Here is a 24371-nt window from a genome sequence, read left to right on the forward strand (position 1 = left end):
TGCGCTGCCCCAGCGCTAGGCGACCCCGCGGCCGTAGGCGCGCAGGGTGAGCAGCGCCTCGATGGTCAGGATGGGACGGCGTTCCAGCTGGGCGGCCGGGGTCCAGGACTGGGAGCGCAGCGGCCAGCCGCCGTCCGGGGCCTGTGCGGCGGCCAGGAAGTCCAGGGCGCGGTCCATCTCCGCGTTGGTGAACCACCGGCGCGCGAGCGAGTCGGGGGAGCGTGCGAAGTCGTACGCGTAGTAGTGGTGGTGGTGCGCGTCGGGACCCTGTGCCGGTTCCAGTACCGCCAGCCGCCGCCTGCGTACCAGCCGTCCCAGCCGCTCCGCCACCGCCTCGGCGCGGGGCCGGTCCGGAACCCCGTCCAGGAACGCGATCGCCGCCTGGACCTGCTGCGGATCGGGGTGCTCCAGGCTCTCCACCGCCGCCCAGCAGAAGTCGGTGGCCCGGAACAGCCATGCGTGCCAGACGCCGTTGCGGTGCAGTACGCCCACCACCGGGCCGGTGGCCAGCAGGTCGCCGGTCGGCTCCGCCAGGTGGGCGGCGGGATCCTGCGGCAGGTGCGGCGCGGGCAGCGCGCCGTCCGGGGTGGACGCCGAGGTCAGATAGCGGCACAGCCGCTCGGCCCGCTGGCCGCCGCAGTGGCCGATCTCGTCCAGCACCCGCAACGCGTGCGCGGCGTGCGCCGGTTGGCTGACCGGCCCGCGCAGTTCGGGCTCCAGGGCGTGCCCGTAGCCGCCGTCCTCGTTGCGGTACGCCGTGAGCGCGGTCTCGACGGGGTCGGCTCCGCCGTCCAGGAAGTGGTGGGCGAACCTGCGCTGTTCGAGCACCCGGGCGGTCAGCCACACGAAGCGCTCGGCGCGGGCGAGCGGCGAGGTCAGCAGGGTGGACGCGGTAAGGGAGCTGGAGGAGGGGACTGCGGATCCGGCCATGGCCGCACAGTAGGGCGCCGCCTGCCCGCTGCCTATGGCTGTGACCAGGGTGCACCCGTCGGTGCGAAGCGGCCGCCTCCTGGGCGGGATACTGGGGGCATGAAGTTGACGGTCTTCTGGGAGCGTATGAGCACGCACTTCGGTGCGGCGTACGCCGACTCGTTCGCCCGTGACCATGTGATGTCCGAACTGGGTGGGCGCACGGTCTACCAGGCGTTCGAGGCGGGCTGGGAGGCGAAGGACGTGTGGCGGGCGGTCTGCCAGGCGGTGGACGTGCCCGCGGAGCGGCGCTGACCGCGCTCCGGTCGGCGTCGGCCGCCGCGCGTGGCGGCATCGGCGAAAACGCTGTGACCTGCGGTTTCATGGTTATCCACAGGGGCTGGTGGGTCGCTTGACACGAAATTCGAACATCCATTCTTATGGGGTGTGCCGGGCCGTCCCTCCACGGTCCGCAGCGGCCTCGCGGACGGTGTCGGGGCGCATTGTCAGTGGCAGGCGCTAGCGTCGGTGGACGTGAAGCGATCGACTCAAGCGAACCGGGTGGAACCCATGGCAGGAACCGACCGCGAGAAGGCGCTCGACGCCGCGCTCGCACAGATTGAACGGCAGTTCGGCAAGGGTGCCGTCATGCGCCTCGGCGAGCGGCCGAACGAGCCCATCGAGATCATCCCGACCGGGTCGACCGCACTCGACGTGGCACTCGGCGTGGGCGGCCTGCCGCGCGGCCGGGTGGTGGAGGTGTACGGGCCGGAGTCCTCCGGTAAGACCACCCTCACCCTGCACGCGGTGGCCAACGCCCAGCGGGCCGGTGGCGCGGTCGCCTTCGTGGACGCCGAGCACGCCCTCGACCCCGAGTACGCCAAGAAGCTCGGCGTGGACATCGACTCGCTGATCCTGTCCCAGCCGGACAACGGCGAGCAGGCGCTGGAGATCGTGGACATGCTGGTCCGCTCCGGCGCGCTGGACCTCATCGTGATCGACTCGGTGGCCGCCCTGGTGCCCCGGGCCGAGATCGAGGGCGAGATGGGCGACTCCCATGTGGGTCTGCAGGCCCGGCTGATGAGCCAGGCGCTACGGAAGATCACCGGTGCGCTGAACCAGTCCAAGACCACCGCGATCTTCATCAACCAGCTGCGCGAGAAGGTCGGCGTGATGTTCGGTTCGCCGGAGACCACGACCGGTGGCCGCGCGCTGAAGTTCTACGCGTCGGTGCGGCTCGACATCCGCCGCATCGAGACGCTCAAGGACGGCACGGAGGCGGTCGGCAACCGCACCCGGGTCAAGGTCGTCAAGAACAAGGTCGCCCCGCCCTTCAAGCAGGCCGAGTTCGACATCCTCTACGGCCAGGGCATCAGCCGTGAGGGCGGCCTGATCGACATGGGTGTGGAGAACGGCTTCATCCGCAAGGCCGGCGCCTGGTACACCTACGAGGGCGACCAGCTCGGCCAGGGCAAGGAGAACGCCCGTAACTTCCTGAAGGACAACCCCGATCTCGCCGACGAGATCGAGAAGAAGATCAAGGAGAAGCTGGGCATCGGCGTCAGGACCGAGGCCCCGGGCGGTGAGCCGGGCGCCGACGCGGCCACGGCGACGGCGGCGGATCCGGTGGCGGCGGCCACCCCGGCCAAGCCCAGCAAGGCGGCCAAGTCCGCGGCGGCCAAGGCCTGACCATGAGGCGGTCGGACGGGTCCGGCGACGGACCCCCCTCGGCCAACGCGGAGCGGGACCTGCCACGAGATCCGGAGGAGCGGGCACGCGCGCTGTGCCTGCGCCTGCTCACCGGAACTCCCAAGACCCGTAGGCAACTTGCCGACGCCATGCGGCGGCGGGAGGTTCCCGACGAGGTCGCCGAGCGGGTGCTCTCCCGCTTCGAGGACGTGGGCCTGATCGACGACGCGGCGTTCGCGGACGCCTGGGTGGAGTCCCGGCACCATGGCCGGGGCCTGGCCCGGCGGGCGCTCGCCCGGGAACTGCGCACCCGCGGCGTGGAGTCCGCGGTGATCGAACGCGCCGTGGAGCAGCTTGACTCCACGCGTGAGGAGGAGACCGCCCGCGCGCTGGTGGAGCGCAAGCTGCGGGCCACCCGTGGCCTGGACCGGGACAAGCGGATACGGCGGCTCGCCGGAATGCTCGCCCGCAAGGGATACCCGGAGGGACTGGCGCTACGAGTGGTCCGGCGAGCCCTGGAGGAAGAGGGCGAGGACGCCGAGTTCCTGGACGGCTATCTGCCCGAGTGAGCGACCGGTGCGGCAACCTGCCCGGCGGAGGGGGAGACCGGCAGGCCCGCCGCGCGCCAGGCCTGGAATCCACCGACCAGATCGGTGGCCCGGCGCAGCCCGAGCGCCTGAAGCGAGACCGCGGCGAAGCTGGACGCGTACCCCTCGTTGCACAGCACGATGATCTGGCGGCCGTCGCCGGTCGCCTCGGCGATCCGGTGGTCGCAGAGCGGATCGAGGCGCCACTCCAGCTCGTTGCGCTCCACGATGACGGCGCCCGGAACGGTACCGTCGCGCTCGCGGAGCGCGGCATAGCGGATGTCCACCAGCAGCGCCCCGTCGTCCACCGCCGCCCGGGCCTGGGCCGGGGTCAGCCGTACCAGCCGGGCGCGGGCGTCGGCCAACAGGGCGTCCACGCCACGGGGTTCGGGCACGGTCACCACTCCTGCGGCCGCTCGACCAGCGCCAGGCGAAGTACCCGGCCGCTCCTGCTGTACCGCCGCATCATAGGCAGCGGCGGATAGTACACATGGACCGACACGGCGTGTTGCTCCTCGGAGGCGTTCACCACCTGGTGCACGTGGTACGGGCCGAAGGCGCGGCCCCGCCCGACCGGGAGCCTACGGGTGCGGTCCACATCGTCGGTGAGTTCCAGTGACTGCCAGCCGGCGGTCGGCAGCGGCACGGCGACCGACTCCTCGGCCAACTCGCCCAGCGCGGTGGCGAACGCGCCCCGTGACCCACCGTGGTCGTGCCAGCCGGTCTCGGCGCCCGGCGGCCAGCCGATCAGCCACGCCTCACTGCCGCCCGGTCCCTCCAGCCGCACCCAGGTGCGGCCCATCGGATCGAGTGGCAGCCGGTCCAGCACCTCGGGGTCGGCGGCGGTGCGGCGGGCGAAGTCAAGCAGTTCGGCCTCGGTCGGAGCGGGCAAGGCGGCAGGAGGCGCGGGGCGCGCCGGAGCATCGGCGTATGACACGTCGTTGAGCGACAAGGGGAACCGTCCCAGGTGATCGCGAGAAGGCGCGGCCCATACCGCGCGGAGGAGGAAACCGGATCAACGGGACGGCCGACACACGCAGCCCGCGTAGCGGACCAGGTCCAGATGGACCCTCCGCACAAGACGCAGCTCGGTGTCAGTCACGCTACGGAGTCAACCACGTGCCGCGAGAGGGGGTCAAGGAGAGATCCGCCGATCCGTCACGATCGGCGGGCCGGCCGCACACCGGTCATGAGCGCGACTGCGCGGTGGCGGCCGCCTCCTCGCTCAGCTCCTGCGCACCGGCACCCGGCGAGTCGTCCGTGTCCCGGCCCGCCGTCGCCCCGCCGGTGGGCCGCTGCAGTGGCGGGCCGCCCCGGGCCACGTCGGCGTAGGCGTACAGATCGGTCGGGCGGCAGCCGTTCATCGCGCCCACCACATGGCCGTCCGGGCGGATCAGCAGCACGGTGTGCGCGGTGGCACCCGGATAGTTCTCGGCGACCAGCAACTCGGTACGGGTCGGCAACGCCGCGACCGCGGTGGACAGTTGGGGCATCAGCCCGGCGGTCAGCCAGTGCCTGCTCTCCCACACCCCGGTACCCGGCGCCACCAGCACCGCCAGCAGATCGCGGCCCAGCCGCTCCCGCAGCCGCCCACGCGTACCGTCCAGCGCGACCACCGGCACATCGGCGGCCTCCCCACGTGGCCATGCGACCGCACCGGGGCCCGGTGCGCGACCGCCACCGTGGGGAGTGGTCAGCGCCAGCGGCGACCGGTCGTAGACCGGTGGAGCGCCGAGCAGGCCGCGGCCGAGGTGGCCGTCCGTCAGCAGGTCGGTGTGGCGGCTCATCGGTCCGGACAGCAGCGAGCGGCGCAGCGTATGCCAGGCCCCGGAGCTGCGCAGCAGCGGCAGCGCCTGGTCGGCGGCGCGCAGTCTGGCCCCCACCGCGTACCGCCGCTCGGCCTGGTAGCTGTCCAGCAGGGTGTCGGAGGCGCCCTGGTGCCAGGCGATGGCCAGCTTCCAGGCGAGGTTCTCCGCGTCCCGCAGCCCCTCCTCAAGCCCCTGCGTCCCCAACGCGCCCAGCAGATGGGCGGCGTCGCCCGCGAGGAAGGCCCGCCCGGAGCGCCACCGGCGCGCCAGCCGTTGGTGCACCGGATACTCGGCGGACCCCAGCAGGTCGTACGGGGGTACCGAGCCCTCGCACCACTCGGCGAGCGTGGACCGGATCAGCGTCACCAGGGCGTCCGCCGTCAGCGGGTGGCCGCCCAGCGGAAGCGCCCAGTCCATCCGCCACACCCCGTCCGGCAGCGGACGCGCCAGCACCTGCGAGCCCCGGCCGCCCGGTGGATCGCGGTGCAGCAGCGCGGTACCGGGCTCGGGCAGGTCGACCCGCAGCGCCGCGACCGCGTGCCGCTCCACGGCGGTTCGGCCGGGGAAGCGCACCTGAAGGAGTTTGCGCAGGGTGGAGCGCGGTCCGTCGCAGCCGACCAGATAGCTGCCGCGCCACCAGGTGTCCGGCGGCCCGGAGGTCCCGGCGGCGCCGCGGGTGTGCACGCTGAGGCCGTGCTCGTCCTGTTCGAAGGCGTACAACCGGCTGCCGGGCGCGACCTTGATCAGTTCCTGTCCGGCGAGCGCCTCGCGCAGGCCCTGCCGCAGCCGGTCCTGCGGCAGGTGCAGCGGCGACGGCTCGGTGTCGGCGTCGAACTCGACGTACTGCACCTCCTGACGGCGGCTCAGGGTTCGCCAGGCCGTCCAGCGTGCCGCGTCGGTGTGTACGGCGGTGTAGCCGAGCCGGGCCAGCAGTTCGGCGGTCCGCGGGCGCAGCACGACGGTGCGCTCGGGCTGCCGCTCGTGCCAGGAGGAGCCGTCGTCCAGCAGGAGGACGGGGACACCGTGCCGGGCGAGGCAGAGGGAGAGGGTCAGGCCGGTGCTGCCCGCACCCGCGACGATCACCGGTTCCATGCGGCGGATCCTCGGTGTGCGGGGGAGATGGCGGTGGCTGCCCGGCGTGCGATCACATCGTGTATGCAACCCACTGCCGCTACCTGCGTCAAGCGCCGCCACGGCCAGTGCGCCGCTGGTTGCCGCCGTCCGACTTAGCCGCGCCCCCGTGCGCCGCGTCGTTCGATCCAGCGGGCCAGCGCGGACAGCGCCAGGCACACCGCCACGTAGCCGGCTGCGATGACGACGAGCACCGCGAGGTATGGACGGCCGCCGGGCGTCATGGTGTTGGAGGTGGCCAGCCGACCCGCGTGGAGGAGTTCCCCGTAGGCGATGACGAAGCCCAGCGAGGTGTCCTTCAGGGTGACCGCCAACTGGCTGACGGCGGTCGGCAGCACCGCCCGCAGCGCCTGCGGGACCAGCACCGTCGCCATCACCCTGGACTTGCGCAGCCCCACGGCGTACCCGGCCTCCGCCTGCCCCCTGGGCACCGCGCTGATCCCCGCCCGCAGCACCTCGGCCTGCACGCACCCGTGGTACAGGGTGAGCCCCAGCACCAGGGCCCAGGACGGCGGGAGGGCGCCGGCGTACAGGGCGAAGACCAGGACCAGCGGCGGCAGTGACCGGAAGAACTCCACGACGGCCGTCGCCGCCCACCGCACCGGCCGGTGCTCCGACAGCCGCCCCACCGCCAGCAACGCGCCGAGCGCCAACGAACCCGCTGCCGCCAGTGCGAACGCTCTCAGGATCGCCAAGGCCCCGTCGCCGACGCGCTGTTGGAGCCCGCGGTCCCGGACCGGATCCCATACGGCCGCCGCGAACTGCCCGTTGCCGCACAGCCGTAGCGCGACGAGGGCGGCCAGCGCGAGGATCGCCGCGGTACTGGCGAGCGCGTAGATCCGTCTGCGGCGGCGCGTCCTGGGGCCGGGCGCGTCGAACAGCGCGCCGGCGCTCATCTCGCCACCGCCAGCCGGTGCTCAAGCAGCTGGAACAACTCGCTGATAACGAAGGTGATCAGGAGATACGCCAGCGCGATCCAGACGAAGACCTCCAGGACGTCGTGGCCGGTCGCGCTCAGCCGCCTCTGCTCGGCGAACAGATCCGTGACGTCGAACGAGCCCGCGATCGCGGAGTTCTTGGTGAGCGCGACCATCAGGCTGCCGATCGGCGCGACGGCGGTACGGCCCGCCTGCGGCAGCACGACCAGCCGCAGCGTCTGCGGGAACGTCATGCCCAGACTGCGGGCCGCCTCGGCCTGCCCCAGCGGCACCGAGTCGACCCCGTGGCGCAGCGCCTCGCCGACGAACGCCGAGGTGTAGCAGCCCAACGCGCCCACCGCGAGGGCGAAGTGGCTGGTGCCGGGGAACAGGATCCGCGGTGCGGCGAACACCGCGACCAGGAACAGCAGCGTCACCGGGGTGTTGCGCAGCAGCGTCACCCACACCGTCGCGAGGATCCGCAGTGCGGGAACCGGGGATACCCGGCAGGCCGCGACCAGCACCCCCAGGGCCAGCGAGAGCGCCGCGCTGACCGAGGTGAGCAGCAGGGTGCCGACGAAGCCGTGGCGGAACAGGGCGAAGTCGTCGAGGAGTACGTGCACGCGCATCCTTTCCGGCGGATGGTGAACACGTGGGTCGCGGCGGCCGGGTGGCCGCCGGTCCGCCTCGTCGTGGTCGCTGGAAGCGTTCGGTGAACGGCTCGGTGGTGCGGAGGTTCCCGGGGGCGCCTCAGTGGTGCAGGATCTTCGACAGGAAGTCCTTCGCCCGTTCGCTGCGCGGACTGCTGAAGAACCGGTCGGGCGGGGCCTGTTCGACGATCCGGCCGTCCGCCATGAAGACCACCCGGTGGGCCGCGGAGCGCGCGAAGCCCATCTCGTGCGTGACCACGACCATGGTCATGCCGTCCCGGGCGAGTTGCCGCATGACCTCCAGCACCTCGTTGATCATCTCCGGGTCCAGCGCCGAGGTCGGCTCGTCGAACAGCATCACCTTGGGCGCCATCGCCAACGCCCGGGCTATCGCCACGCGTTGCTGCTGGCCGCCGGAGAGCTGCGCCGGGTACTTGTCCGCCTGGCCGCTCACCCCGACCCGGTCCAGCAGGCTGCGAGCGGTGCGCTCGGCCGTCTCCCTGGGCGACTTGCGCACCTTGATCTGGCCGAGGGTGACGTTCTCCAGCACCGTCTTGTGCGCGAAGAGGTTGAACGACTGGAAGACCATGCCGACGTCGGCGCGCAGCCGGGCCAGCTCGCGCCCCTCCTGGGGCAGCGGCCTGCCGTCGATACTGATGGCGCCGGAGTCGATGGTCTCCAGCCGGTTGATCGTGCGGCACAGGGTGGACTTGCCGGAGCCGGAGGGGCCTATCACCACGACGACCTCGCCGCGCGCCACGGTGAGGTCGATGTCCCGGAGTACATGCAGCGCGCCGAAGTGCTTGTTGACGCCGTCCAGCACGACCAGCGGCTCGCCCGAGGGCGGTACGGCGCGCTCGGACCATGGGGACGCCGGTGACACCGGAGAGTCGCTCATCGGGCGGTCGCTCCACGTTCGTCGGGTTGGGTGGACCCTATGATCCCCTCCCGTCCACGTCAGTACATCTGAGCGGAACTTGAGCATCACGATCCGGCAACCCTCCGTGGCTTCCCTGTCACGCTAGGTGGTCGGCAGGTGGGTACGGTGCGTACCGGCTGGGTAACGGTGTGCGCTTCACTCCTGGACCCTCTTGACGGGGCACCCGGGTGTCGGGGTGTATTCGATGCTGCCGGCTGCGCACGCCGGGTACGGACAGGCAGGACTGGGGGGAGAGCCGATGCGGCTGTTGCTGGTCGAGGACGACGACAGGGTCGCCGCCGCGCTGTCCGCGGTGCTCGCCAGACACGGCATCGACGTCGTCCACGCCCGCAGCGGCGAGGAGGCGCTGCGCGCCCTGCTGCCGGACGCCGGACCGCCGTTCGCGGTGGTGCTGCTCGACCTGGGCCTGCCGGACCAGGACGGCTTCGAGGTGTGCGGCCGCATCAAGCGCGGCACCGACACCCGGGTGATCATGGTGACCGCGCGGGCGGACGTACGGTCCAGGATCCACGGCCTCAACCTCGGCGCCGACGACTACGTGGTCAAGCCGTACGACACCGGCGAACTGCTCGCCCGCATCCACGCCGTCAGCCGCCGCCCGCCCGAGCACCGCGACCCGGACGTGCCCGCGGACGGGCCCCGGCCCGAGGTGCGGCTCGGCCCGATCGCCATAGAGCTGCCCACCCGGCAGGTCGCGGTGGACGGTGAACCGGTGGCGCTGACCCGCAAGGAGTTCGACCTGCTGGCGCTGCTCGCCCAGCGGCCCGGAGTGGTCTTCCGCCGGGAGCAGATCATCAGCGAGGTGTGGCGTACCAACTGGGAGGGCACCGGGCGCACCCTGGAGGTCCATGTGGCCTCGCTGCGCTCCAAGTTGGGGCTGCCCACGCTGATCGAGACCGTACGCGGGGTCGGCTACCGGCTCGTCGTCCCGGCCGCCCGGTAGGCGCCCGCCCCGTGCGCACCCGCCTCCTTCCGCTGCTGCTCGTCCTGATGGCGGCAGTACTGATCGCCCTCGGCTTCCCGCTCGCCGCCAGCCTGGCCGCCGCGCAGCAGCAGCGGCTCATCGTGGACCGCATCGACGACACCGCGCGGTTCGCCGCCATCGCCCAGTACGTGAGCGCCAGCAGCGAGCCGGACGGCACCATCGTGGTCAACGACGGCGAGCGGGAGTCGACCCTGCGCAGCGAACTCACCCGCTACGAGGACCTGTACGGGATACGCGTCGGCGTCTTCTACCGCGACGGCTCGACGATGGCGGTGGCCCCCCGGAACTGGCTCACCCGACGCCAGGTCGTCGCCGACCCGTCGTTCCAGGAGGCGCTGGCCGGACGGCGCAGCCACAACCCGCCGCAGGTGTGGCCGTGGCAGCGCAGCCGGATCACCGTCGCCTCGCCCATCGTGCGGGACGGCGACGTGGTCGCCGTCGTCCTCACCGACTCGCCCACCGGCGCCATGCGCTCCCGGGTGCTGCACGGCTGGCTGCTGATCGTGGGCGGTGAACTGGCCGCCACGGTGGTGGCCGTGCTGGCCGCGATCCGGCTCACCGCCTGGGTGCTGCGGCCGGTCAGGGTACTGGACCGGGCCGCCCACGACATCGCCACCGGACGGCTGGCCTCACGCGTCGCGGCGGCCGGCGGGCCGCCCGAACTGCGCCGCCTGGCACGGTCGTTCAACGAGATGGCCGACAACGTCGAAGCGGTGCTGGAGCAGCAGCGGGCCTTCGTCGCGGACGCCTCCCACCAGTTGCGCAACCCGCTGTCCGCGCTGCTGCTGCGGATAGAGCTGCTCAGCCTGGAACTGCCGGAAGACAACGCGGAGATCGCCTCGGTACGGGAGGAGGGCAAGCGGCTGGCGACCGTGCTGGACGACCTGCTGGGCCTGGCCACCGCCGAACACGCCGCCGCAAACCTGCGGTTGACCGACATCGCGGCGCTCGCCGCGGACCGGGTCGCCGCCTGGCGGCCCGCCGCGGACCGGGCGGGGGTCGAGCTCCGCCACGAGGGTGCCGCGGCGGCCACCGGCTGGGCCGACCCCATCGCACTGTCCAGCGCCCTGGACGCGGTGGTGGACAACGCGGTGAAGTTCACCCCGGACGGTGCGGAGGTGGTGGTCAGCGTGCTGACCGGGGCGGACACCGTCAAGGTGGTGGTCGCCGACGGCGGTCCCGGGCTCACCGAGGACGAACTCGCCCGGATCGGCGACCGGTTCTGGCGCGGCTCGCGCCACCAGAACGTGGACGGCTCGGGCCTCGGCCTGTCCATCGCCCGGGTGCTGCTCGCCAAGGGCGGCGGCACGATCGGCTACGCGCCCAACCAGCCGCACGGACTGCGGGTGACGCTCACCGTGCCGCGTAGCGAACCTACGGCTTGACCGACAGGTAGTAGCGGCGCGCGCCCTCGTGCAGCGGCAGCGGATCGGTGAAGATCGCGGTACGCAGGTCGACCTGCTGGGCCGAGTGCACCACCGCGCCGATGCTGTCCCGGCTGTCGATCACCGTCTGGGTGACCCGCTGCACCAGCGCGGGGTCGGTGCGGTCCGTGGTGACTAAAAGGTTCGCCACCGCGATCGTCTCGATCGACTGCCCGTGCTGCACGTTGGGGTACGCGTCCGGCGGCATCACCGCCGCCCGGTAGAAGTCGGCGGCGGCGCCGAGTTGGTGCAGCGGCTGTATCACGTCGGCGAGCGGGACCAGTTTGATCGGGTACTCCCTGGCCAGTTGCTGGATCGCCAGGGTGGGCAGCCCGCCGGACCAGAAGAACGCGTCCAGCTTCCCGGACTCCAGCAGCCCCGGCGCGGTGTCAACCCCGGCGGGCACCGCCTTCAGGTCCCGGTCCGCGTCGAGTCGGGCGGCCTTGAGCAGCCGCCGCGCGATGAGGCTCACGCCGGAGCCCGGCTGGCCGATGCCCACCCGCAGCCCGCGCAGGTCGCGCACCGAGTTCACCTTCGACCGGGCGGGCACGATCAGTTGCATGTAGTCGTCGTACAGCCGGGCCACCGCCCGCAGATGCGAGGCGCCGGGCCCGTGGTAGTCGGCCGCGGCGTCGGCCTGGGTGAAGGTGAAGTCGGCCTGGCCGGAAGCCAGGTACTCCAGGTTCTGCACCGACCCCTGCGACGCCTTCAGCCGCACCGCCACCCCGGGCAGGTCACGCCGGAGATCGCCCTGGAGCAACTCCCCGTACTTCTGGTACACCCCGCTCGGCACCCCGGTGGCGACGGTCAGCGGCCCACGCGGATACGGCGCCCCGGCAGAGTGCAGCACCTCCCACAGCACCAGCGCGCCCGCCAGCCCCAGGGCGATCCCCAACCGCACGGCCCGCCCTCGCCTGGCTGGTAGCTGAAACCTCATGACCCGCGATCCTGCCAGCACGACCGGGGCTTGATAAGGGCGCGGCGGCGGCTGGGCCGGAGCACGTACCCTGGTGGATTGAGATGAGCGCGAAGACATATGAGGTGCGCACCTACGGGTGCCAGATGAACGTCCACGACTCCGAGCGGCTGGCCGGGCTGCTGGAGGACGCGGGGTATGTACGGGCATCCACTGGTGATGACGCCGATGTGGTGGTCTTCAACACCTGTGCGGTGCGGGAGAACGCCGACAACCGGCTCTACGGCAATCTCGGGCAGCTCGCGCCCAGGAAGGCCGCGCGGCCGGGTATGCAGATCGCGGTCGGCGGCTGCCTCGCGCAGAAGGACCGGGACACCATCGTCAAGAAGGCGCCCTGGGTCGACGTGGTCTTCGGCACCCACAACATCGGACAGCTGCCGGTGCTGCTGGAGCGGGCCAGGATCGCGGAAGAGGCGCAGGTCGAGATCGTCGAGTCGCTGGAGACCTTCCCCTCCACGCTGCCCACCCGCCGCGAGTCCGCCTACGCCGCATGGGTCGCCATCTCCGTCGGCTGCAACAACACCTGCACCTTCTGCATCGTCCCGGCGCTGCGCGGCAAGGAGAAGGACCGCCGTCCCGGCGACATCCTGGCCGAGGTCGAGACGCTGGTCGCGGACGGCGTCATCGAGGTCACGCTGCTCGGCCAGAACGTCAACGCGTACGGCTCCGACATCGGCGACCGCGAGGCGTTCTCCAAGCTGCTGCGCGCCTGCGGCAACGTCGAGGGCCTGGAGCGGGTGCGCTTCACCTCGCCGCACCCCCGGGACTTCACCGACGACGTGATCGCGGCGATGGCCGAGACGCCGAACGTGATGCACCAGCTGCACATGCCGCTGCAGTCCGGCTCCGACACCGTGCTCAAGGCGATGCGCCGCTCCTACCGGCAGGAGCGCTACCTCGGCATCATCGAGAAGGTGCGCGCCGCGATGCCGGACGCCGCCATCTCCACCGACATCATCGTCGGCTTCCCCGGCGAGACCGAGGCTGACTTCGAGCAGACCCTGCACGTGGTGCGGGAGGCGCGCTTCGCCCAGGCCTTCACCTTCCAGTACTCCAAGCGGCCGGGCACCCCGGCCGCCACGATGGACGGGCAGATCCCCAAGGAGGTCGTCCAGGAGCGCTACGAGCGGCTGGTCGCGCTCCAGGAGGAGATCTCCTGGGAGGAGAACAAGAAGCAGGTGGGACGCACCCTTGAGGTGCTGGTCGCCGAGGGCGAGGGCCGCAAGGACGACGCCACCCACCGGCTGTCGGGCCGGGCGCCCGACAACCGCCTGGTGCACTTCGAGCGCCCCACGGAGCCGGTGCGTCCGGGCGACGTGGTGACCGTCGAGGTCACCTACGCGGCCCCGCACCACCTGCTCGCCGAGCGCCCCGCCCTGGCGGTGCGGCGCACCGGTGCGGGCGACGCGTGGGAGCGGCGCACCGCCGCGCCCGAGCCCAAGGGCGTGATGCTCGGCCTGCCCACCGTCGGCGTCCCGGCGCCCGCCCCGGCCCCGGCGAACGCCTGCGGCTGCGACTGAGCCGCGGAACGGGGACGCGCGGGGGCGGGTGGAAGAGGCGGCGGTCGTCGCCGCTCGGGCCGCACGACGGCCCGGTGCCCGAACGGCCCTCATGGCCGGGCCGCGACGTCCTGCTCTGACCGCCCGGGCGATCACCGCCCGGTAAGGTGCCGGACATGCTGGTCGCCGCCGCCGTAGTGCCCTGCCCGCCGTTGCTGGTGCCTGAGGTCGCGGTGGGTGCCGCGCCCGAGCTGGACGGGCTGCGGGCCGCCTGTGCGGACGCCGTCGGGGTGCTGGCCGCCGCCAGGCCCGACCGCCTGATGGTGCTCGGGCCCGCCGAGCAGTCCGGGCGGGGACCGCATCCGCAGGGTGCCACCGGCTCGTTCCGGTCGTTCGGCGTCCACCTGGACGTCACGCTCGGGGAGCGGCAGGGCGAGGCGCCCGGACGGCTGCTGCCCCCGTCGCTCGCGGTGGCGGCCTGGCTGCTGACCCGCACCGAGTGGACCGCGGCGCCCGTCGAGGGCCTCGGGGTCGGTGAGCCGCTGGCCCCGGAGTCGTGCGCCGAGCTGGGCCGGGAACTGGCGGCGTCCGCGCAGCGGGTGGCGATGCTGGTGGCCGCGGACGGCAGCGCGCGGCGCAGCCCGAAGGGTCCCGGCTACTTCGACGAGCGGGCCGAGCCGTTCGACGCCTCGGTGGCCGCCGCGCTGGCGCGCGCCGACACCACCGCGCTCGCCGCCCTGGACGCCAAGCTCGCCGCCGAGCTGCTGGCCGCCGGGCGGGCGCCCTGGCAGGTGCTCGCGGGCGCGGCCGAGGGCGCGCGACTGCGCGGCGAGCTGCTGTACGACGAAGCGCCGTACGGCGTCGGGTACTTCGTGGCCGCCTGGTCCTGAGGGCGGGCGCGGTACGCGACGGGCCGCGCAGCGCTTGGCTGCGCGGCCCGTCGGGTTGGCGGGCCGTCAGGCCCGGGGCACGGGGCTCAGTTGCGGGCGCCTTCGCCGGTCTCGCTGTCGGCCGCCTTGTCGGCGGACTGCTGCTTGGGGATGCCGACCTGGTCGGCGGACTCCGCGGACTTGGCCGACTCCTCCGGTGTCTCCTCCGGTGCTGTGCTGGCGCTCTCGGCCGGCGCCGCCTCGGTCGCCGCCTTGGTGGACGAACCACGCCGAAGCCAATCGAAAACACCCATTAGTTACTCCAGACCTTGCTCGTGCGGGGGAAAAACCGCGTCCGCTCGGGCAACGACCGCACACGTGACCAGTCACGTAACTCGATCGAGGGCGGTGCCCGAAATTTGGGAGACTGGGGAGGTGAACAACGTTGTCCCATCCCCCCGCACCCCCCGGGTGATCGCCGTCGTCGGCCCCACCGCCGCCGGAAAGTCCGACCTGGGCGTCCGGCTCGCACAGTCCCTCGGCGGCGAGGTCGTCAACGCCGACTCCATGCAGCTCTACCGCGGGATGGACATCGGCACCGCCAAGCTCACCGAGAGCGAGCGCGGTGGTGTCCCGCACCATCTGCTCGACATCTGGGACGTGACGGTGGCGGCCAGCGTCGCCGAGTACCAGCGGCTGGCGCGCGCCGAGATCGACCGGCTGCTGGCGGCCGGGCGCACCCCGATCCTGGTCGGCGGCTCCGGCCTGTACGTACGGGCCGCGATCGACGTCCTGGAGTTCCCCGGCACCGACCCCGAGGTGCGGGCCCGGCTGGAGCGGGAGTTGCAGGAGCGCGGCACCGGTCCGCTGCACGCCCGGCTGGCCGCCGTGGACCCCGAGGCGGCGCGGTCGATCCTGCCCAGCAACGGGCGCCGCATCGTGCGCGCGCTGGAGGTCGTGGAGATCACCGGCCGCCCGTTCACCGCCAACCTGCCCGGCCCGGACGCCCAGCGGTCGGTCTACGACACCGTCCAGATCGGTGTGGACGTACCGCGCCCGGTGCTCGACGAGCGGATCACCCTGCGGGTGGACCGGATGTGGCAGGCCGGACTGCTGGACGAGGTGCGGGCGCTGGAGGCCGTCGGGCTGCGGGACGGGCTGACGGCCTCCCGCGCGCTGGGCTACCAGCAGGTGCTGGCGCACTTCGCCGGTGAGTGCGGCGAGGACGAGGCGCGGGCGGAGACCGTGCGCGCCACCAAGCGCTTCGCGCGCCGTCAGGACTCGTGGTTCCGCCGTGACGCGAGGGTGCACTGGATCAGCGGTGGGCTAACGGAACTCGCCGACCAGGCAATGGCGTTGCTCGAACGGGCGGTCACAGCCTGATCACGTGATGGCCACGGGACGCCCCGCTGGGGGTTGACCGCCCTGACACCGTGCCATTATCGAGCACGGGCTACATCGGACGAGGTGGGAGGGCGTGTGGCGATGGAGGCCGGCCCTCGTGACCGACCCGGGCGGGACCAGCGGCGGCCTGCGGACGAACTGCCGCAGCCGCGCCCGGACAGTGAGCTGGCGGCCCTCCCGTTGACCGACGACGGCCCCGCCGAGGACGAGACGGACCCGGAAGCGGAATCCGACGCGCAGTCCTTCCGGGAACTGCGCCCACCGCGCCGGATGCGCATCTGGCAACTCGTCCCGATCGTCGGGCTGGGCACCGTGGGTTCGCTGATGTTCGCCTTCCCGCTCGCCTTCGAGTTCGGCGACGGGGGACCGGTGGTCGCCATGCTCGGCCTGCTGCTCAGCTGCTGTTCGGCGGGCTGGGCCATCATGGCCGCCCGCCGGGTCGGCTACACCTGGCCGGGCCTGCCCGCCCGGGGCTCCGGCCAGCGCCCCGACTGGCGCTTCGTCGCCGGTTACACCGCCTTCGCCCTCCTGGTCGCCCTGCTGGCCGTCTGGCGCGTGGCCCGCCTGCGCTGAACCCGGGCCCTCGCAAAGGCTCGCCGCGTCGCCGGGCAACCGGCGCCGCGGACCGGCGCTCCCGACGCACCGCGGCCCGTGAAGGGCCGCAGGATACGATCGAAGACGTGAACGCCGCACCGCAGCCGCTGTCCTTCCTCAAGGGCCACGGCACCGAGAACGACTTCGTGATCGTCCCCGACCCGGACGGTCGGCTCGACCTGTCCGCCGCGGACGTGGCCCGGCTGTGCGACCGCAGGGCGGGCATCGGCGGCGACGGCCTGCTGCGCGTGGTGCGCTGCGCCGCGCACCCGGAGGCCACCGCGCTCGCCGACGAGGCCGAGTGGTTCATGGACTACCGCAACAGCGACGGCAGCGTCGCCGAGATGTGCGGCAACGGTGTCCGGGTCTTCGCCCGCTACCTGGAGCGCGCCGGGCTCGCCGAGGCGGGCGACCTGGCCGTCGCCACCCGCGCCGGGATCCGCCGGGTCCACCTCGCCAAGCCGGGCCCGGACGGCACGCCCGGCGACATCACCGTGGACATGGGCCGTGCGCTGCTGCCCGCCGGTGAGATCACCGTCACCGTGGGCGAGCGCTCCTGGCCCGCCCGCAACGTCAACATGGGCAACCCGCACGCCGTCGCGTTCGTCGCGGACCTCGCCGACGCCGGGAAGCTGTTCGACGCCCCGCTGGTGAGCCCCGCCGACGCCTACCCCGCAGGCGTCAACGTCGAGTTCGTGGTCGACCGCGGCCCGCGCCATGTGGCCCTGCGGGTGCACGAGCGCGGCTCCGGCGAGACGCGCTCCTGCGGCACCGGCGCCTGCGCCGTGATGGTCGCCGCCGCGCGCCGCGACGGGGTCGACCCGGCCGTCACCGGCAGCCCCGTCCGCTACACGGTCGACGTCCCCGGCGGACGGCTGGTGATCGCCGAACACCCTGACGGCACCGTGGAGATGACCGGCCCCGCGGTCATCGTCGCGGAGGGCGTCATCGATCCGCACTGGCTCGCGACCGCCGACTAGACCGCAAATGTGTCGGTATCCGGGTTCCCTCTAAAGGGTGGTCCGGCGGGTGATCCGGATCACCCTGGGCGAGAGGCCGACAGCAGCCGGTGGCGGGCTCGGTAGCATCAAGCACCGGCGCGGCATCCAGCACGCCGCCGGTGTTGGCTGCCGGAGGTGCCCGATGAGCGCTAAGAACGCCGTTGACGCGGTGACCGCATCCCAGGGGACCGAGCGCAGGCGCGGTCTGTCCCGCCTGGATCTGCGCAGACTGGGCCGGGCCGCGCTGTTGGGTGCGGCCGGTGGCCGGGACCGGCTGCCCGACGCCATCGAGCACATCGCCAAGGTGCACCGCGGCCACCATCCGCGCGCCGACCTCGACGCGCTGCGCCGGGCGTACGTGCTCGCCGAGGCCTCGCACCGCGGCCAGTTCCGCAAGAGCGGTGAGCCCTACATCACCCATCCGCTGGCCGTCACCCTGATCCTGGCCGAACTCGGCGCGGAGACAACGACGTTGACGGCGTCCTTGCTGCACGACACCGTCGAGGACACCGACGTGACGCTCGATCAGGTGGGCGAGCAGTTCGGCGCGGAGGTGCGCTACCTCGTCGACGGTGTCACCAAGCTGGAGAAGGTGGACTACGGGGCTGCGGCCGAGCCCGAGACGTTCCGCAAGATGCTGGTCGCCACCGGCAACGACGTCCGTGTGATGTCCATCAAGCTGGCCGACCGGCTGCACAACATGCGAACCCTCGGCGTGATGCGCCCGGAGAAGCAGGCCAGGATCGCCAAGGTCACCGGGGACGTGCTCATTCCGCTGGCCGAGCGGTTGGGCGTGCAGGCGCTCAAGACCGAGCTGGAGGACATGGTCTTCGCCATCCTGCACCCCGAGGACTACGCCAGGGCAAGGGAGTTGATGCTGGACCACTACTCCCGGCCGGAACCGCTGGAGAAGGTCGCCGACGAGGTGCGGGCGGTGCTGCGGGACGCCGGGATCACCGCGGAGGTGGGGATCCGCGCCCGGCATGTGCTCTCCGTACACCGGGCGCGGCTCAAACGCGGCGGGCAGCTCGGCGGCAGCGAGTTCGGCCGGCTGCTGGTGCTGGTCGGCGAGGACGCCGACTGCTACGCCGTACTGGGGGAGTTGCACACCTGCTTCACTCCGGTGATTGCGGAATTCAAGGACTTCATCGCGGCCCCGAAGTTCAACCTCTACCAGTCGCTGCACACCGCCATCGCCGACCGGCACGGCGCGATCACCGAAGTCCTGGTCCGCACCCGGCAGATGCACCGGGTCGCCGAAGCCGGCGTGGTCGCCCTGGGCAACCCCTATACGACGGCGGACAGTTCGGACGACGGCGAGCGCACCGACCCCACCCGGCCCGGCTGGCTCTCCCGGCTGCTGGAGTGGCAGCGGGACGCCTCCGACCCGGACACGTTCTGGACCGCGCTGCGCGACGAACTGGCCCAGGACCGGGAGATCACCGTCTTCTCCGCCGACGGCGGCACCATCGGCCTGTCCGCCGGGGCCTCCTGTATCGACGCGGCGTACGCGCTGCACGGCGAGACGGCGCACACCTGCGTGGGCGCCCGGGTCAACGGCCGCCTCGTCTCGCTCGGCACCGCGCTGCGCGACGGCGACACCCTGCACCTGCTGATGGCCGCGGGCTCCGGTCCGTCCCCGGACTGGCTGGGCCACGCGCACACCGCCGCCGCGCGGATCGCGATCAGCCGCTGGCTGGCCGCCCACCCCGAGGAACGCGCCGAGGAGGAGCCCGCCGCGCAGGAGGGCGGCGGCGCGTCCCGCCCGGTGCGCACCGCCGAGGAGGCGCCGGCCGCCGAGCCCGTCGCGGTCACCGACCGGCCGGGCGCGGCGGTACGGCTGGCCCGCTGCTGTACCCCGGTGCCGCCGGACGCGGTGACCGGGTTCGTCATCCGCGGCGGCACCGTCGCCGTGCACCGCGCCGAGTGTCCGGCGGTGGCCAGGATGACCGCCGCCGGGCGTGCGCCGCAGACCGTGCGCTGGCGCACCGAGACGCCCGCCGCCGGATACCGGGTCACCGTCCGCGCCGAGGCGCTGGGCCGCCCCCACCTGCTGGCCGACCTCACCGAGGCGATCTCCGCCGAGGGCGTCGGCATCCTCGCCGCCGACGTGGAACCCCCGCAGGAGCAGCGGGTCCGCCACACGTACACCATCGAACTGCCCGAGCCGGGCGCCCTGTCCGCGCTGATGCGGGCGATGCGCCGGGTGCCCGGCGTCTACGACGTCTACCGCACCCAGGCCCGCCCGATGGCCGCCGCCCGCGGCTGACGGCAACCGCGCTGACCTTCTGGGGCCGATCGGGTGCGGAACCGGCCGCGCCGCCCGCGGACCCGACCGCCGCGCTGATAAGCGGTGGTCCATGTTCGCAACCACCGTCGGCCGGGCGGTCGTGGCCGCCGCCACCGTCCTCGCCCTGACCGGCGCCCAGCAGCCCGGCGCACCGGCGGTCGGCCGAGGCGACCGGCTCTATCCGGCGGTCGGCGATCCGAGCTACGACGCCACCGCCTACGACATCTCGCTCGACTACCACGGGCTAGGCCGGCCGCTGGACGCGGTCACCCGGATCCGGGCCCGCGCGCTGACCGCCCTGGACGGCTTCCAACTGGACTTCACGGGTGCGCGGGTGTCGTCGGTGCTGGTCGACGGGCGTCCGGCGCGGTTCACCCGACAGGGGGAGCGACTGCTGGTCACGCCGTGGCGGCAGATCCGCGCCCGTGAAGCCATGACCGTCACCATCACCCACACCAGCGACCCGCACGGCCTGCCGGGCGACGGCGGCTGGATCCGCACCAGAGACGGGCTGGCGATGGGCAACCAGCCGGAGTCCGCGCACCGCGTCTTCCCCTGCAACGACCACCCCTCCGACAAGGCCCGCTTCACCTTCCGGATCACCGCGCCGAACGGCATCACCGTGGTCGCCAACGGACTGCCGCTGGGTGCCCCGCGCGTCTCCCCGGCCGGCACCACCTGGACGTACCGCACCGCGCACCCGATGGCCACCGAGCTGGCCCAGGTCTCCATCGGGCGCTCCGCCGTCCTGCGGCACACCGGCCCCGAGGGCCTGCCGCTGCGCGATGTGGTGGCCGCCGCCGACCGAGACCGGCTGGCCGCCCGGCTGGCGCTGACCCCCGGGCAGCTGACCTGGATGGAGGCGCAGGTCGGCCGCTACCCCTTCGAGACGTACGGGATCCTCGACGTCGACACCACGACCGGCTTCGAGCTGGAGACCCAGACCCTGTCCCTGTTCGAGCGGCGGGTCCTGCTCGCCCCCGAGCGCCTGGCCGCGCCGCTGATGGTGCACGAGCTGTCCCACCAGTGGTTCGGTGACAGCGTCACCCCCGCCGCCTGGTCCGACCTGTGGCTCAACGAGGGCCACGCCACCTGGTACGAGTGGCGCTACCGGGCGGAGAAGAGGTACGGGGAGTCGCTGGACCAGCAGGCCAGGAGCGCCTACCAGCGGGACGCCGCCAACCGCCGCCTCGCGGGCCCGCCCGCCCTGCCCAAGCCGCCCGCCCGTGACCAGCTGTCGATCTTCCGCGACAACGTGTACTCCGGCGGCGCCCTGGCCCTGTACGCACTTCGCCAGGAGATCGGCGACGCCGTGTTCCGGCGTCTGGAGCGTGTCTGGGTCACCGTGCACCGCGACGGCAACGCCTCCACCGCCGACTTCATCACCCTGGCCTCGCACGTCGCCGGACGCGACCTGTCCGGTTTCCTGCGCGGCTGGCTCTACGGCAAGACCACCCCGCCCATGCCCGGCCACCCCAAGTGGCGGCAGGGGGCGGCCCCGGCGAAACACACGTGACGTGGCCGCCGTACCGTGCGACCATCGAGGCGGCCGCCGTGGGAATCCTCCGGCCCCGCGCCGCGTTACCACATACGACGGACGGTCCTGGCCGCCCGGGCCGCAAACCATCATCTCCGTGACGCAAAGGAACAAATGACCAACTCCACTGCTCCCTCCTCGGCCCACGAGGCCGACCGCCAGCGCCTTTCCGAGAACCGTCGGGCCCACGCCCTGATGGACGAGGACACCGCGTGGAGCCAGGAGATCGACGGGGAGCGGGACGGCGAGCAGTTCGACCGCTCGGACCGTGCTTCGCTGCGCCGCGTCGCGGGCTTGTCCACCGAGCTGGAGGACATCACCGAGGTCGAGTACCGGCAGCTGCGCCTGGAGCGCGTGGTGCTGGTCGGAGTGTGGACCGACGGCACGGTGGACGACGCCGACAACTCCCTGGCCGAGCTGGCCGCGCTCGCCGAGACCGCGGGCGCCCTGGTCCTCGACGGAGTGATCCAGCGCCGCGACAAGCCCGACCCGGCCACCTACATCGGCTCCGGCAAGGCCCAGGAACTGCGCGACATCGTCGTGGAGACCGGCGCCGACACCGTGGTCTGCGACGGTGAGCTGAGCCCCGGCCAGCTGATCCACCTGGAAGACGTGGTCAAGGTCAAGGTGGTCGACCGCACCGCGCTGATCCTCGACATCTTCGCCCAGCACGCCAAGTCCCGAGAGGGCAAGGCGCAGGTCTCCCTGGCCCAGATGCAGTACATGCTGCCCAGGCTGCGCGGCTGGGGCCAGTCGCTGTCCCGGCAGATGGGTGGTGGTGGCTCCGGCTCGTCCGGCGGCGGCATGGCCACCCGCGGCCCCGGTGAGACCAAGATCGAGACCGACCGGCGGCGGATCCGCGAGAAGATGGCGAAGATGCGCCGGGAGATCGCGGAGATGAAGACCAGCCGCGATCTGAAGCGCAAGGAGCGCAAGCGCCACCAGGTCCCCTCGGTGGCCATCGCGGGCTACACCAACGCGGGCAAGTCCTCGCTGCTCAACCGGCTCACCGGGGCCGGCGTCCTGGTGGAGAACGCGCTGTTCGCCACCTTGGACCCCACCGTGCGACGGGCCGAGACGCCCAGCGGTCGGCTCTACACGCTCGCCGACACCGTCGGGTTCGTCCGGCACCTGCCGCACCACCTGGTCGAGGCGTTCCGCTCCACCATGGAGGAGGTCGCCGACGCCGACCTGATCCTGCACGTGGTGGACGGCTCGCACCCGGTCCCCGAGGAGCAGCTCGCCGCGGTGCGCGAGGTGTTCCGCGACGTCGGCGCGCTCGACGTGCCGGAGATCGTGGTGGTCAACAAGGCGGACGCGGCGGACCCGCTGGTCCTCCAGCGGCTGCTGCGCAACGAGAAGCACTCCATCGCGGTCTCCGCCCGCACCGGTCGCGGCATGGACGAGCTGCTGCGGCTGATCGACGACGAACTGCCCCGGCCCGCCGTACGGGTTGAGGCGCTCGTGCCGTACACGCACGGCGCGCTGGTCTCCCGGGTGCACGCCAGCGGCGAGGTGCTCGCCGAGGAGCACACCGGCGAGGGCACGCTGCTCACCGCCCGGGTGCACGACGACCTCGCCGCCGAACTGGAGCCGTTCGCCCTCGCGGTCCAACGCTGAGCGCACACCGGCACCGAGGCCCGCCAGCCCCTTCCGGGGCGGCGGGCCTCAACTCGTGTGACGAGTCCTACTGGTTGGCGAACTTCTGGCTGATCGCCTGGTAGACGCCCTGCGCCTCCGGGCCCAGGTGCGGTCCGGCCAGCCAGGTGTTGTCGGCCGGGCCGATGGAGGTGTTGGACACCAGCGCCACCTGGCCGTCCGGCATCTTGGCGAACCAGCCGCCGCCCGAGGAACCGCCGGTCATCGTGCAGCCCAGCCGGTACTCGGTCGGCATGCTCGGGTCCAGCGACAACCGGCCCGGCTTGCCCAGGCAGTCGAACATCTTCTGGCCGTCGTACGGTGCGGCCGCCGGGTAGCCCCAGGCGCCGACCGAGCTGAACTGGTTCACCGCCGGAGCGTTGAACCACACCGGCAGTGCCGCGCCCACCGTCTCCTGGAGGGACTTGCCGCCCGCGTTCTCCGGCTTCACGTGCAGCACCGCGAAGTCGTACGGGGAGCCGTAGCCGCCGGTCTCCGAACCCGTGGAGATCCACTGGCTGGAGGTCTGCGCCCAGTCCGCCCACCACACGCCGTACGGGGCGACCTCGCTCTGCGGGGCGGAGTTGACCTGCGAGGCGGGCAGGGCCTGGTCGTTGTAGGACGGCACGAAGGCGATGTTGCGGTACCAGCCGCCCTTGGCGCCCGCGTGCACACAGTGTCCCGCGGTCCACACCAGGTTGGACTTGCCCGGGTGCGCCGGGTCGTCGACCACCGTGCCGGAGCAGACGAACGAGCCCTGCGGGGTGTCGAAGAACACCTTGCCCACCGGCGCCGCGTTGTTGTGGTACGGCGTCTGCACTGCCTGCGCGGCCTTCGCCGCGGGCGCCGGGTCGGAGACCCCCCGGTCCTGGCCGATGCTGGTCGGAACCTCGTTCGGGCTGTCCTTCGCCTGGCTCATCCGGGACGGCTTCCACAGGTTCTTGATGACCGGGTTGATGAAGTCGGCCGCCTGGTGCGCCCAGTGGTCCCACTTCTTCCAGTCGCCCTGCTTCCACTTCTGCAGGTCCCGGGTGGGCAGCTTCGGTGTCGACTGCCCGGCCGGGGCGACCGACGCGCTCGGCTTGGCGTCGGCGTCAGGCTGGTTCGGGCCGCACGCGGTGGCCGACAGCGCGATGACCGCGGTGACGGCCGCCGTGGCGAGGGCGGACCGGCGGATGGCTGGCATTGGGTGTTCTCCCCCTGATGTCTCACGTCCGAGGACGTCGAGACGCTGATGTGTCCTTGTCATGCTCCGGCGTGGAGCGATGCACCATCATGCCGCTGCCGATGGGGACGGTTTACGGGGGGTGTGTGGTTCACCTGTGAAGGTTGGGGCCCCCGCCGTGGTGCGCCGTCCGACCGTCAAGGTCTCCCCAACGGCCGTTGCCAGCCGCCGCCCCGGGCGTTGACACGGGGAGGGAAACGCCCTCCGCGCACCCCAACGCCAACCTCCCAGGAGGACCCGTCCCGTGGCCGCAACGCCATCCACCGCCCTCGCCTCCGCGCCCACCCAGTCCGCCGAG

23 protein-coding genes and 1 pseudogene are annotated in these 24371 nt (G+C 72.6%); 13 read left to right on the forward strand and 11 right to left on the reverse strand.

Features of this window, described 5'->3' with window-relative positions; translation table 11 throughout:
• Window positions 1-15 precede the first annotated feature (15 nt).
• Window positions 16-930 (reverse strand): hypothetical protein, encoded by a 915-nt coding sequence (locus P3G67_RS24375; protein WP_276095391.1) that lies wholly within the window; start codon window positions 928-930, stop codon window positions 16-18.
• A gap of 99 nt (window positions 931-1029) precedes the next feature.
• On the opposite strand from P3G67_RS24375, the gene P3G67_RS24380 reads away from it, so the two are divergent.
• From P3G67_RS24380 to recX, 3 genes and pseudogenes are all read left to right on the forward strand, one after another.
• Window positions 1030-1224, forward strand: coding sequence for a DUF3046 domain-containing protein (locus tag P3G67_RS24380; protein ID WP_269856644.1), 195 nt, complete (start codon window positions 1030-1032; stop codon window positions 1222-1224).
• A gap of 255 nt (window positions 1225-1479) precedes the next feature.
• Window positions 1480-2598 carry a recombinase RecA gene (gene recA, locus P3G67_RS24385; protein ID WP_276095392.1) on the forward strand — a complete coding sequence of 373 codons (1119 nt, stop codon included), beginning with the start codon at window positions 1480-1482 and terminating at the stop codon, window positions 2596-2598.
• A pseudogene (gene recX, locus P3G67_RS24390) lies at window positions 2574-3167 on the forward strand (recombination regulator RecX); the annotation flags it as partial. The gene recA and the pseudogene recX, both read left to right, overlap by 25 nt.
• On the opposite strand, the gene P3G67_RS24395 reads toward recX, so the two are convergent.
• The 7 genes from P3G67_RS24395 to P3G67_RS24420 form a co-directional block, all read right to left on the reverse strand.
• Entirely contained in the window at window positions 3152-3580 is a 429-nt protein-coding gene (locus P3G67_RS24395; protein WP_276095393.1) for a rhodanese-like domain-containing protein, read from the reverse strand. The pseudogene recX and the gene P3G67_RS24395 overlap by 16 nt on opposite strands.
• 2 nt (window positions 3581-3582) lie before the next feature.
• Window positions 3583-4077: a cysteine dioxygenase gene (locus tag P3G67_RS24400; protein ID WP_313881182.1), complete on the reverse strand. Its 495-nt coding sequence runs from the start codon at window positions 4075-4077 to the stop codon at window positions 3583-3585.
• Window positions 4078-4200: 123 nt separating this feature from the next.
• Window positions 4201-4287, reverse strand: coding sequence for a putative leader peptide (locus P3G67_RS36115; protein ID WP_391858336.1), 87 nt, complete (start codon window positions 4285-4287; stop codon window positions 4201-4203).
• Window positions 4288-4372: 85 nt separating this feature from the next.
• The gene (locus P3G67_RS24405) at window positions 4373-6085 is read right to left on the reverse strand and encodes an FAD-dependent monooxygenase (protein ID WP_276095395.1); all 1713 of its coding nucleotides are present in this window, start codon (window positions 6083-6085) and stop codon (window positions 4373-4375) included.
• Between the two features lie 134 nt (window positions 6086-6219).
• A complete protein-coding gene (locus tag P3G67_RS24410) occupies window positions 6220-7020 on the reverse strand; it encodes an amino acid ABC transporter permease (protein ID WP_276095396.1) in 801 nt (266 codons plus the stop codon).
• The gene (locus tag P3G67_RS24415; protein ID WP_276095397.1) at window positions 7017-7664 is read right to left on the reverse strand and encodes an amino acid ABC transporter permease; all 648 of its coding nucleotides are present in this window, start codon (window positions 7662-7664) and stop codon (window positions 7017-7019) included. The genes P3G67_RS24410 and P3G67_RS24415 overlap by 4 nt, the downstream gene beginning before the upstream one ends.
• Before the next feature lie 127 nt (window positions 7665-7791).
• Window positions 7792-8589, reverse strand: a complete 798-nt coding sequence (locus P3G67_RS24420; RefSeq protein ID WP_391858334.1) for an amino acid ABC transporter ATP-binding protein — start codon at window positions 8587-8589, stop codon at window positions 7792-7794.
• Between the two features lie 280 nt (window positions 8590-8869).
• Between P3G67_RS24420 and P3G67_RS24425 the strand changes: the two genes are divergently transcribed.
• Window positions 8870-9574, forward strand: a complete 705-nt coding sequence (locus tag P3G67_RS24425; protein ID WP_276095514.1) for a response regulator transcription factor — start codon at window positions 8870-8872, stop codon at window positions 9572-9574.
• A gap of 11 nt (window positions 9575-9585) precedes the next feature.
• Entirely contained in the window at window positions 9586-11001 is a 1416-nt protein-coding gene (locus tag P3G67_RS24430) for a sensor histidine kinase (RefSeq protein ID WP_276095398.1), read from the forward strand.
• Here P3G67_RS24430 and P3G67_RS24435 read toward each other — a convergent pair.
• The gene (locus P3G67_RS24435; RefSeq protein ID WP_276095399.1) at window positions 10991-11977 is read right to left on the reverse strand and encodes a TAXI family TRAP transporter solute-binding subunit; all 987 of its coding nucleotides are present in this window, start codon (window positions 11975-11977) and stop codon (window positions 10991-10993) included. The genes P3G67_RS24430 and P3G67_RS24435 overlap by 11 nt on opposite strands.
• Before the next feature lie 83 nt (window positions 11978-12060).
• On the opposite strand from P3G67_RS24435, the gene miaB reads away from it, so the two are divergent.
• Together miaB and P3G67_RS24445 are read left to right on the forward strand one after the other, a co-directional pair.
• Window positions 12061-13536, forward strand: coding sequence for a tRNA (N6-isopentenyl adenosine(37)-C2)-methylthiotransferase MiaB (gene miaB / locus P3G67_RS24440; protein WP_276095400.1), 1476 nt, complete (start codon window positions 12061-12063; stop codon window positions 13534-13536).
• A gap of 155 nt (window positions 13537-13691) precedes the next feature.
• Window positions 13692-14405: a class III extradiol dioxygenase subunit B-like domain-containing protein gene (locus P3G67_RS24445; RefSeq protein ID WP_269856633.1), complete on the forward strand. Its 714-nt coding sequence runs from the start codon at window positions 13692-13694 to the stop codon at window positions 14403-14405.
• 86 nt (window positions 14406-14491) lie between these two features.
• On the opposite strand, the gene P3G67_RS24450 is transcribed toward P3G67_RS24445, so the two are convergent.
• Entirely contained in the window at window positions 14492-14698 is a 207-nt protein-coding gene (locus P3G67_RS24450; protein ID WP_269856632.1) for a gliding motility protein, read from the reverse strand.
• Window positions 14699-14819: 121 nt separating this feature from the next.
• Between P3G67_RS24450 and miaA the strand changes: the two genes are divergently transcribed.
• The 6 genes from miaA to hflX all read left to right on the forward strand — a co-directional run bounded on the left by miaA (window position 14820) and on the right by hflX (window position 22830).
• Window positions 14820-15767, forward strand: a complete 948-nt coding sequence (miaA, locus tag P3G67_RS24455; protein ID WP_276095401.1) for a tRNA (adenosine(37)-N6)-dimethylallyltransferase MiaA — start codon at window positions 14820-14822, stop codon at window positions 15765-15767.
• Between the two features lie 102 nt (window positions 15768-15869).
• Window positions 15870-16361 carry a hypothetical protein gene (locus P3G67_RS24460; RefSeq protein WP_276095402.1) on the forward strand — a complete coding sequence of 164 codons (492 nt, stop codon included), beginning with the start codon at window positions 15870-15872 and terminating at the stop codon, window positions 16359-16361.
• Between the two features lie 107 nt (window positions 16362-16468).
• Window positions 16469-17362: a diaminopimelate epimerase gene (gene dapF / locus P3G67_RS24465; protein ID WP_276095403.1), complete on the forward strand. Its 894-nt coding sequence runs from the start codon at window positions 16469-16471 to the stop codon at window positions 17360-17362.
• A 163-nt stretch (window positions 17363-17525) separates the two neighbouring features.
• Window positions 17526-19652 (forward strand): RelA/SpoT family protein, encoded by a 2127-nt coding sequence (locus P3G67_RS24470; protein WP_269856628.1) that lies wholly within the window; start codon window positions 17526-17528, stop codon window positions 19650-19652.
• Between the two features lie 91 nt (window positions 19653-19743).
• Entirely contained in the window at window positions 19744-21189 is a 1446-nt protein-coding gene (locus P3G67_RS24475) for a M1 family metallopeptidase (protein WP_276095404.1), read from the forward strand.
• A 135-nt stretch (window positions 21190-21324) separates the two neighbouring features.
• Window positions 21325-22830 (forward strand): GTPase HflX, encoded by a 1506-nt coding sequence (gene hflX / locus P3G67_RS24480; protein ID WP_269856626.1) that lies wholly within the window; start codon window positions 21325-21327, stop codon window positions 22828-22830.
• Between the two features lie 67 nt (window positions 22831-22897).
• Here hflX and P3G67_RS24485 read toward each other — a convergent pair whose 3' ends face one another.
• The gene (locus P3G67_RS24485) at window positions 22898-24034 is read right to left on the reverse strand and encodes a trypsin-like serine peptidase (RefSeq protein WP_276095405.1); all 1137 of its coding nucleotides are present in this window, start codon (window positions 24032-24034) and stop codon (window positions 22898-22900) included.
• Window positions 24035-24371 lie beyond the last annotated feature (337 nt).

Origin of the sequence: Streptomyces silvisoli (genome assembly GCF_029269905.1) — a bacterium.
Lineage (GTDB): Bacteria > Actinomycetota > Actinomycetes > Streptomycetales > Streptomycetaceae > Streptantibioticus_A > Streptantibioticus_A silvisoli_A.

Excerpts from the sequence above, each read along its gene's own strand:
- P3G67_RS24375 (WP_276095391.1), bottom strand. The coding sequence starts at position 930 with ATGGCCGGATCCGCAGTCCCCTCCTCCAGCTCCCTTACCGCGTCCACC.
- P3G67_RS24380 (WP_269856644.1), top strand. The coding sequence starts at position 1,030 with ATGAAGTTGACGGTCTTCTGGGAGCGTATGAGCACGCACTTCGGTGCG.
- recA (WP_276095392.1), top strand. The coding sequence starts at position 1,480 with ATGGCAGGAACCGACCGCGAGAAGGCGCTCGACGCCGCGCTCGCACAG.
- P3G67_RS24405 (WP_276095395.1), bottom strand. The coding sequence starts at position 6,085 with ATGGAACCGGTGATCGTCGCGGGTGCGGGCAGCACCGGCCTGACCCTC.
- P3G67_RS24410 (WP_276095396.1), bottom strand. The coding sequence starts at position 7,020 with ATGAGCGCCGGCGCGCTGTTCGACGCGCCCGGCCCCAGGACGCGCCGC.
- P3G67_RS24420 (WP_391858334.1), bottom strand. The coding sequence starts at position 8,589 with ATGAGCGACTCTCCGGTGTCACCGGCGTCCCCATGGTCCGAGCGCGCC.
- P3G67_RS24425 (WP_276095514.1), top strand. The coding sequence starts at position 8,870 with ATGCGGCTGTTGCTGGTCGAGGACGACGACAGGGTCGCCGCCGCGCTG.
- P3G67_RS24435 (WP_276095399.1), bottom strand. The coding sequence starts at position 11,977 with ATGAGGTTTCAGCTACCAGCCAGGCGAGGGCGGGCCGTGCGGTTGGGG.
- miaB (WP_276095400.1), top strand. The coding sequence starts at position 12,061 with ATGAGCGCGAAGACATATGAGGTGCGCACCTACGGGTGCCAGATGAAC.
- P3G67_RS24445 (WP_269856633.1), top strand. The coding sequence starts at position 13,692 with ATGCTGGTCGCCGCCGCCGTAGTGCCCTGCCCGCCGTTGCTGGTGCCT.
- P3G67_RS24450 (WP_269856632.1), bottom strand. The coding sequence starts at position 14,698 with ATGGGTGTTTTCGATTGGCTTCGGCGTGGTTCGTCCACCAAGGCGGCG.
- P3G67_RS24460 (WP_276095402.1), top strand. The coding sequence starts at position 15,870 with ATGGAGGCCGGCCCTCGTGACCGACCCGGGCGGGACCAGCGGCGGCCT.
- P3G67_RS24470 (WP_269856628.1), top strand. The coding sequence starts at position 17,526 with ATGAGCGCTAAGAACGCCGTTGACGCGGTGACCGCATCCCAGGGGACC.
- P3G67_RS24475 (WP_276095404.1), top strand. The coding sequence starts at position 19,744 with ATGTTCGCAACCACCGTCGGCCGGGCGGTCGTGGCCGCCGCCACCGTC.
- hflX (WP_269856626.1), top strand. The coding sequence starts at position 21,325 with ATGACCAACTCCACTGCTCCCTCCTCGGCCCACGAGGCCGACCGCCAG.
- P3G67_RS24485 (WP_276095405.1), bottom strand. The coding sequence starts at position 24,034 with ATGCCAGCCATCCGCCGGTCCGCCCTCGCCACGGCGGCCGTCACCGCG.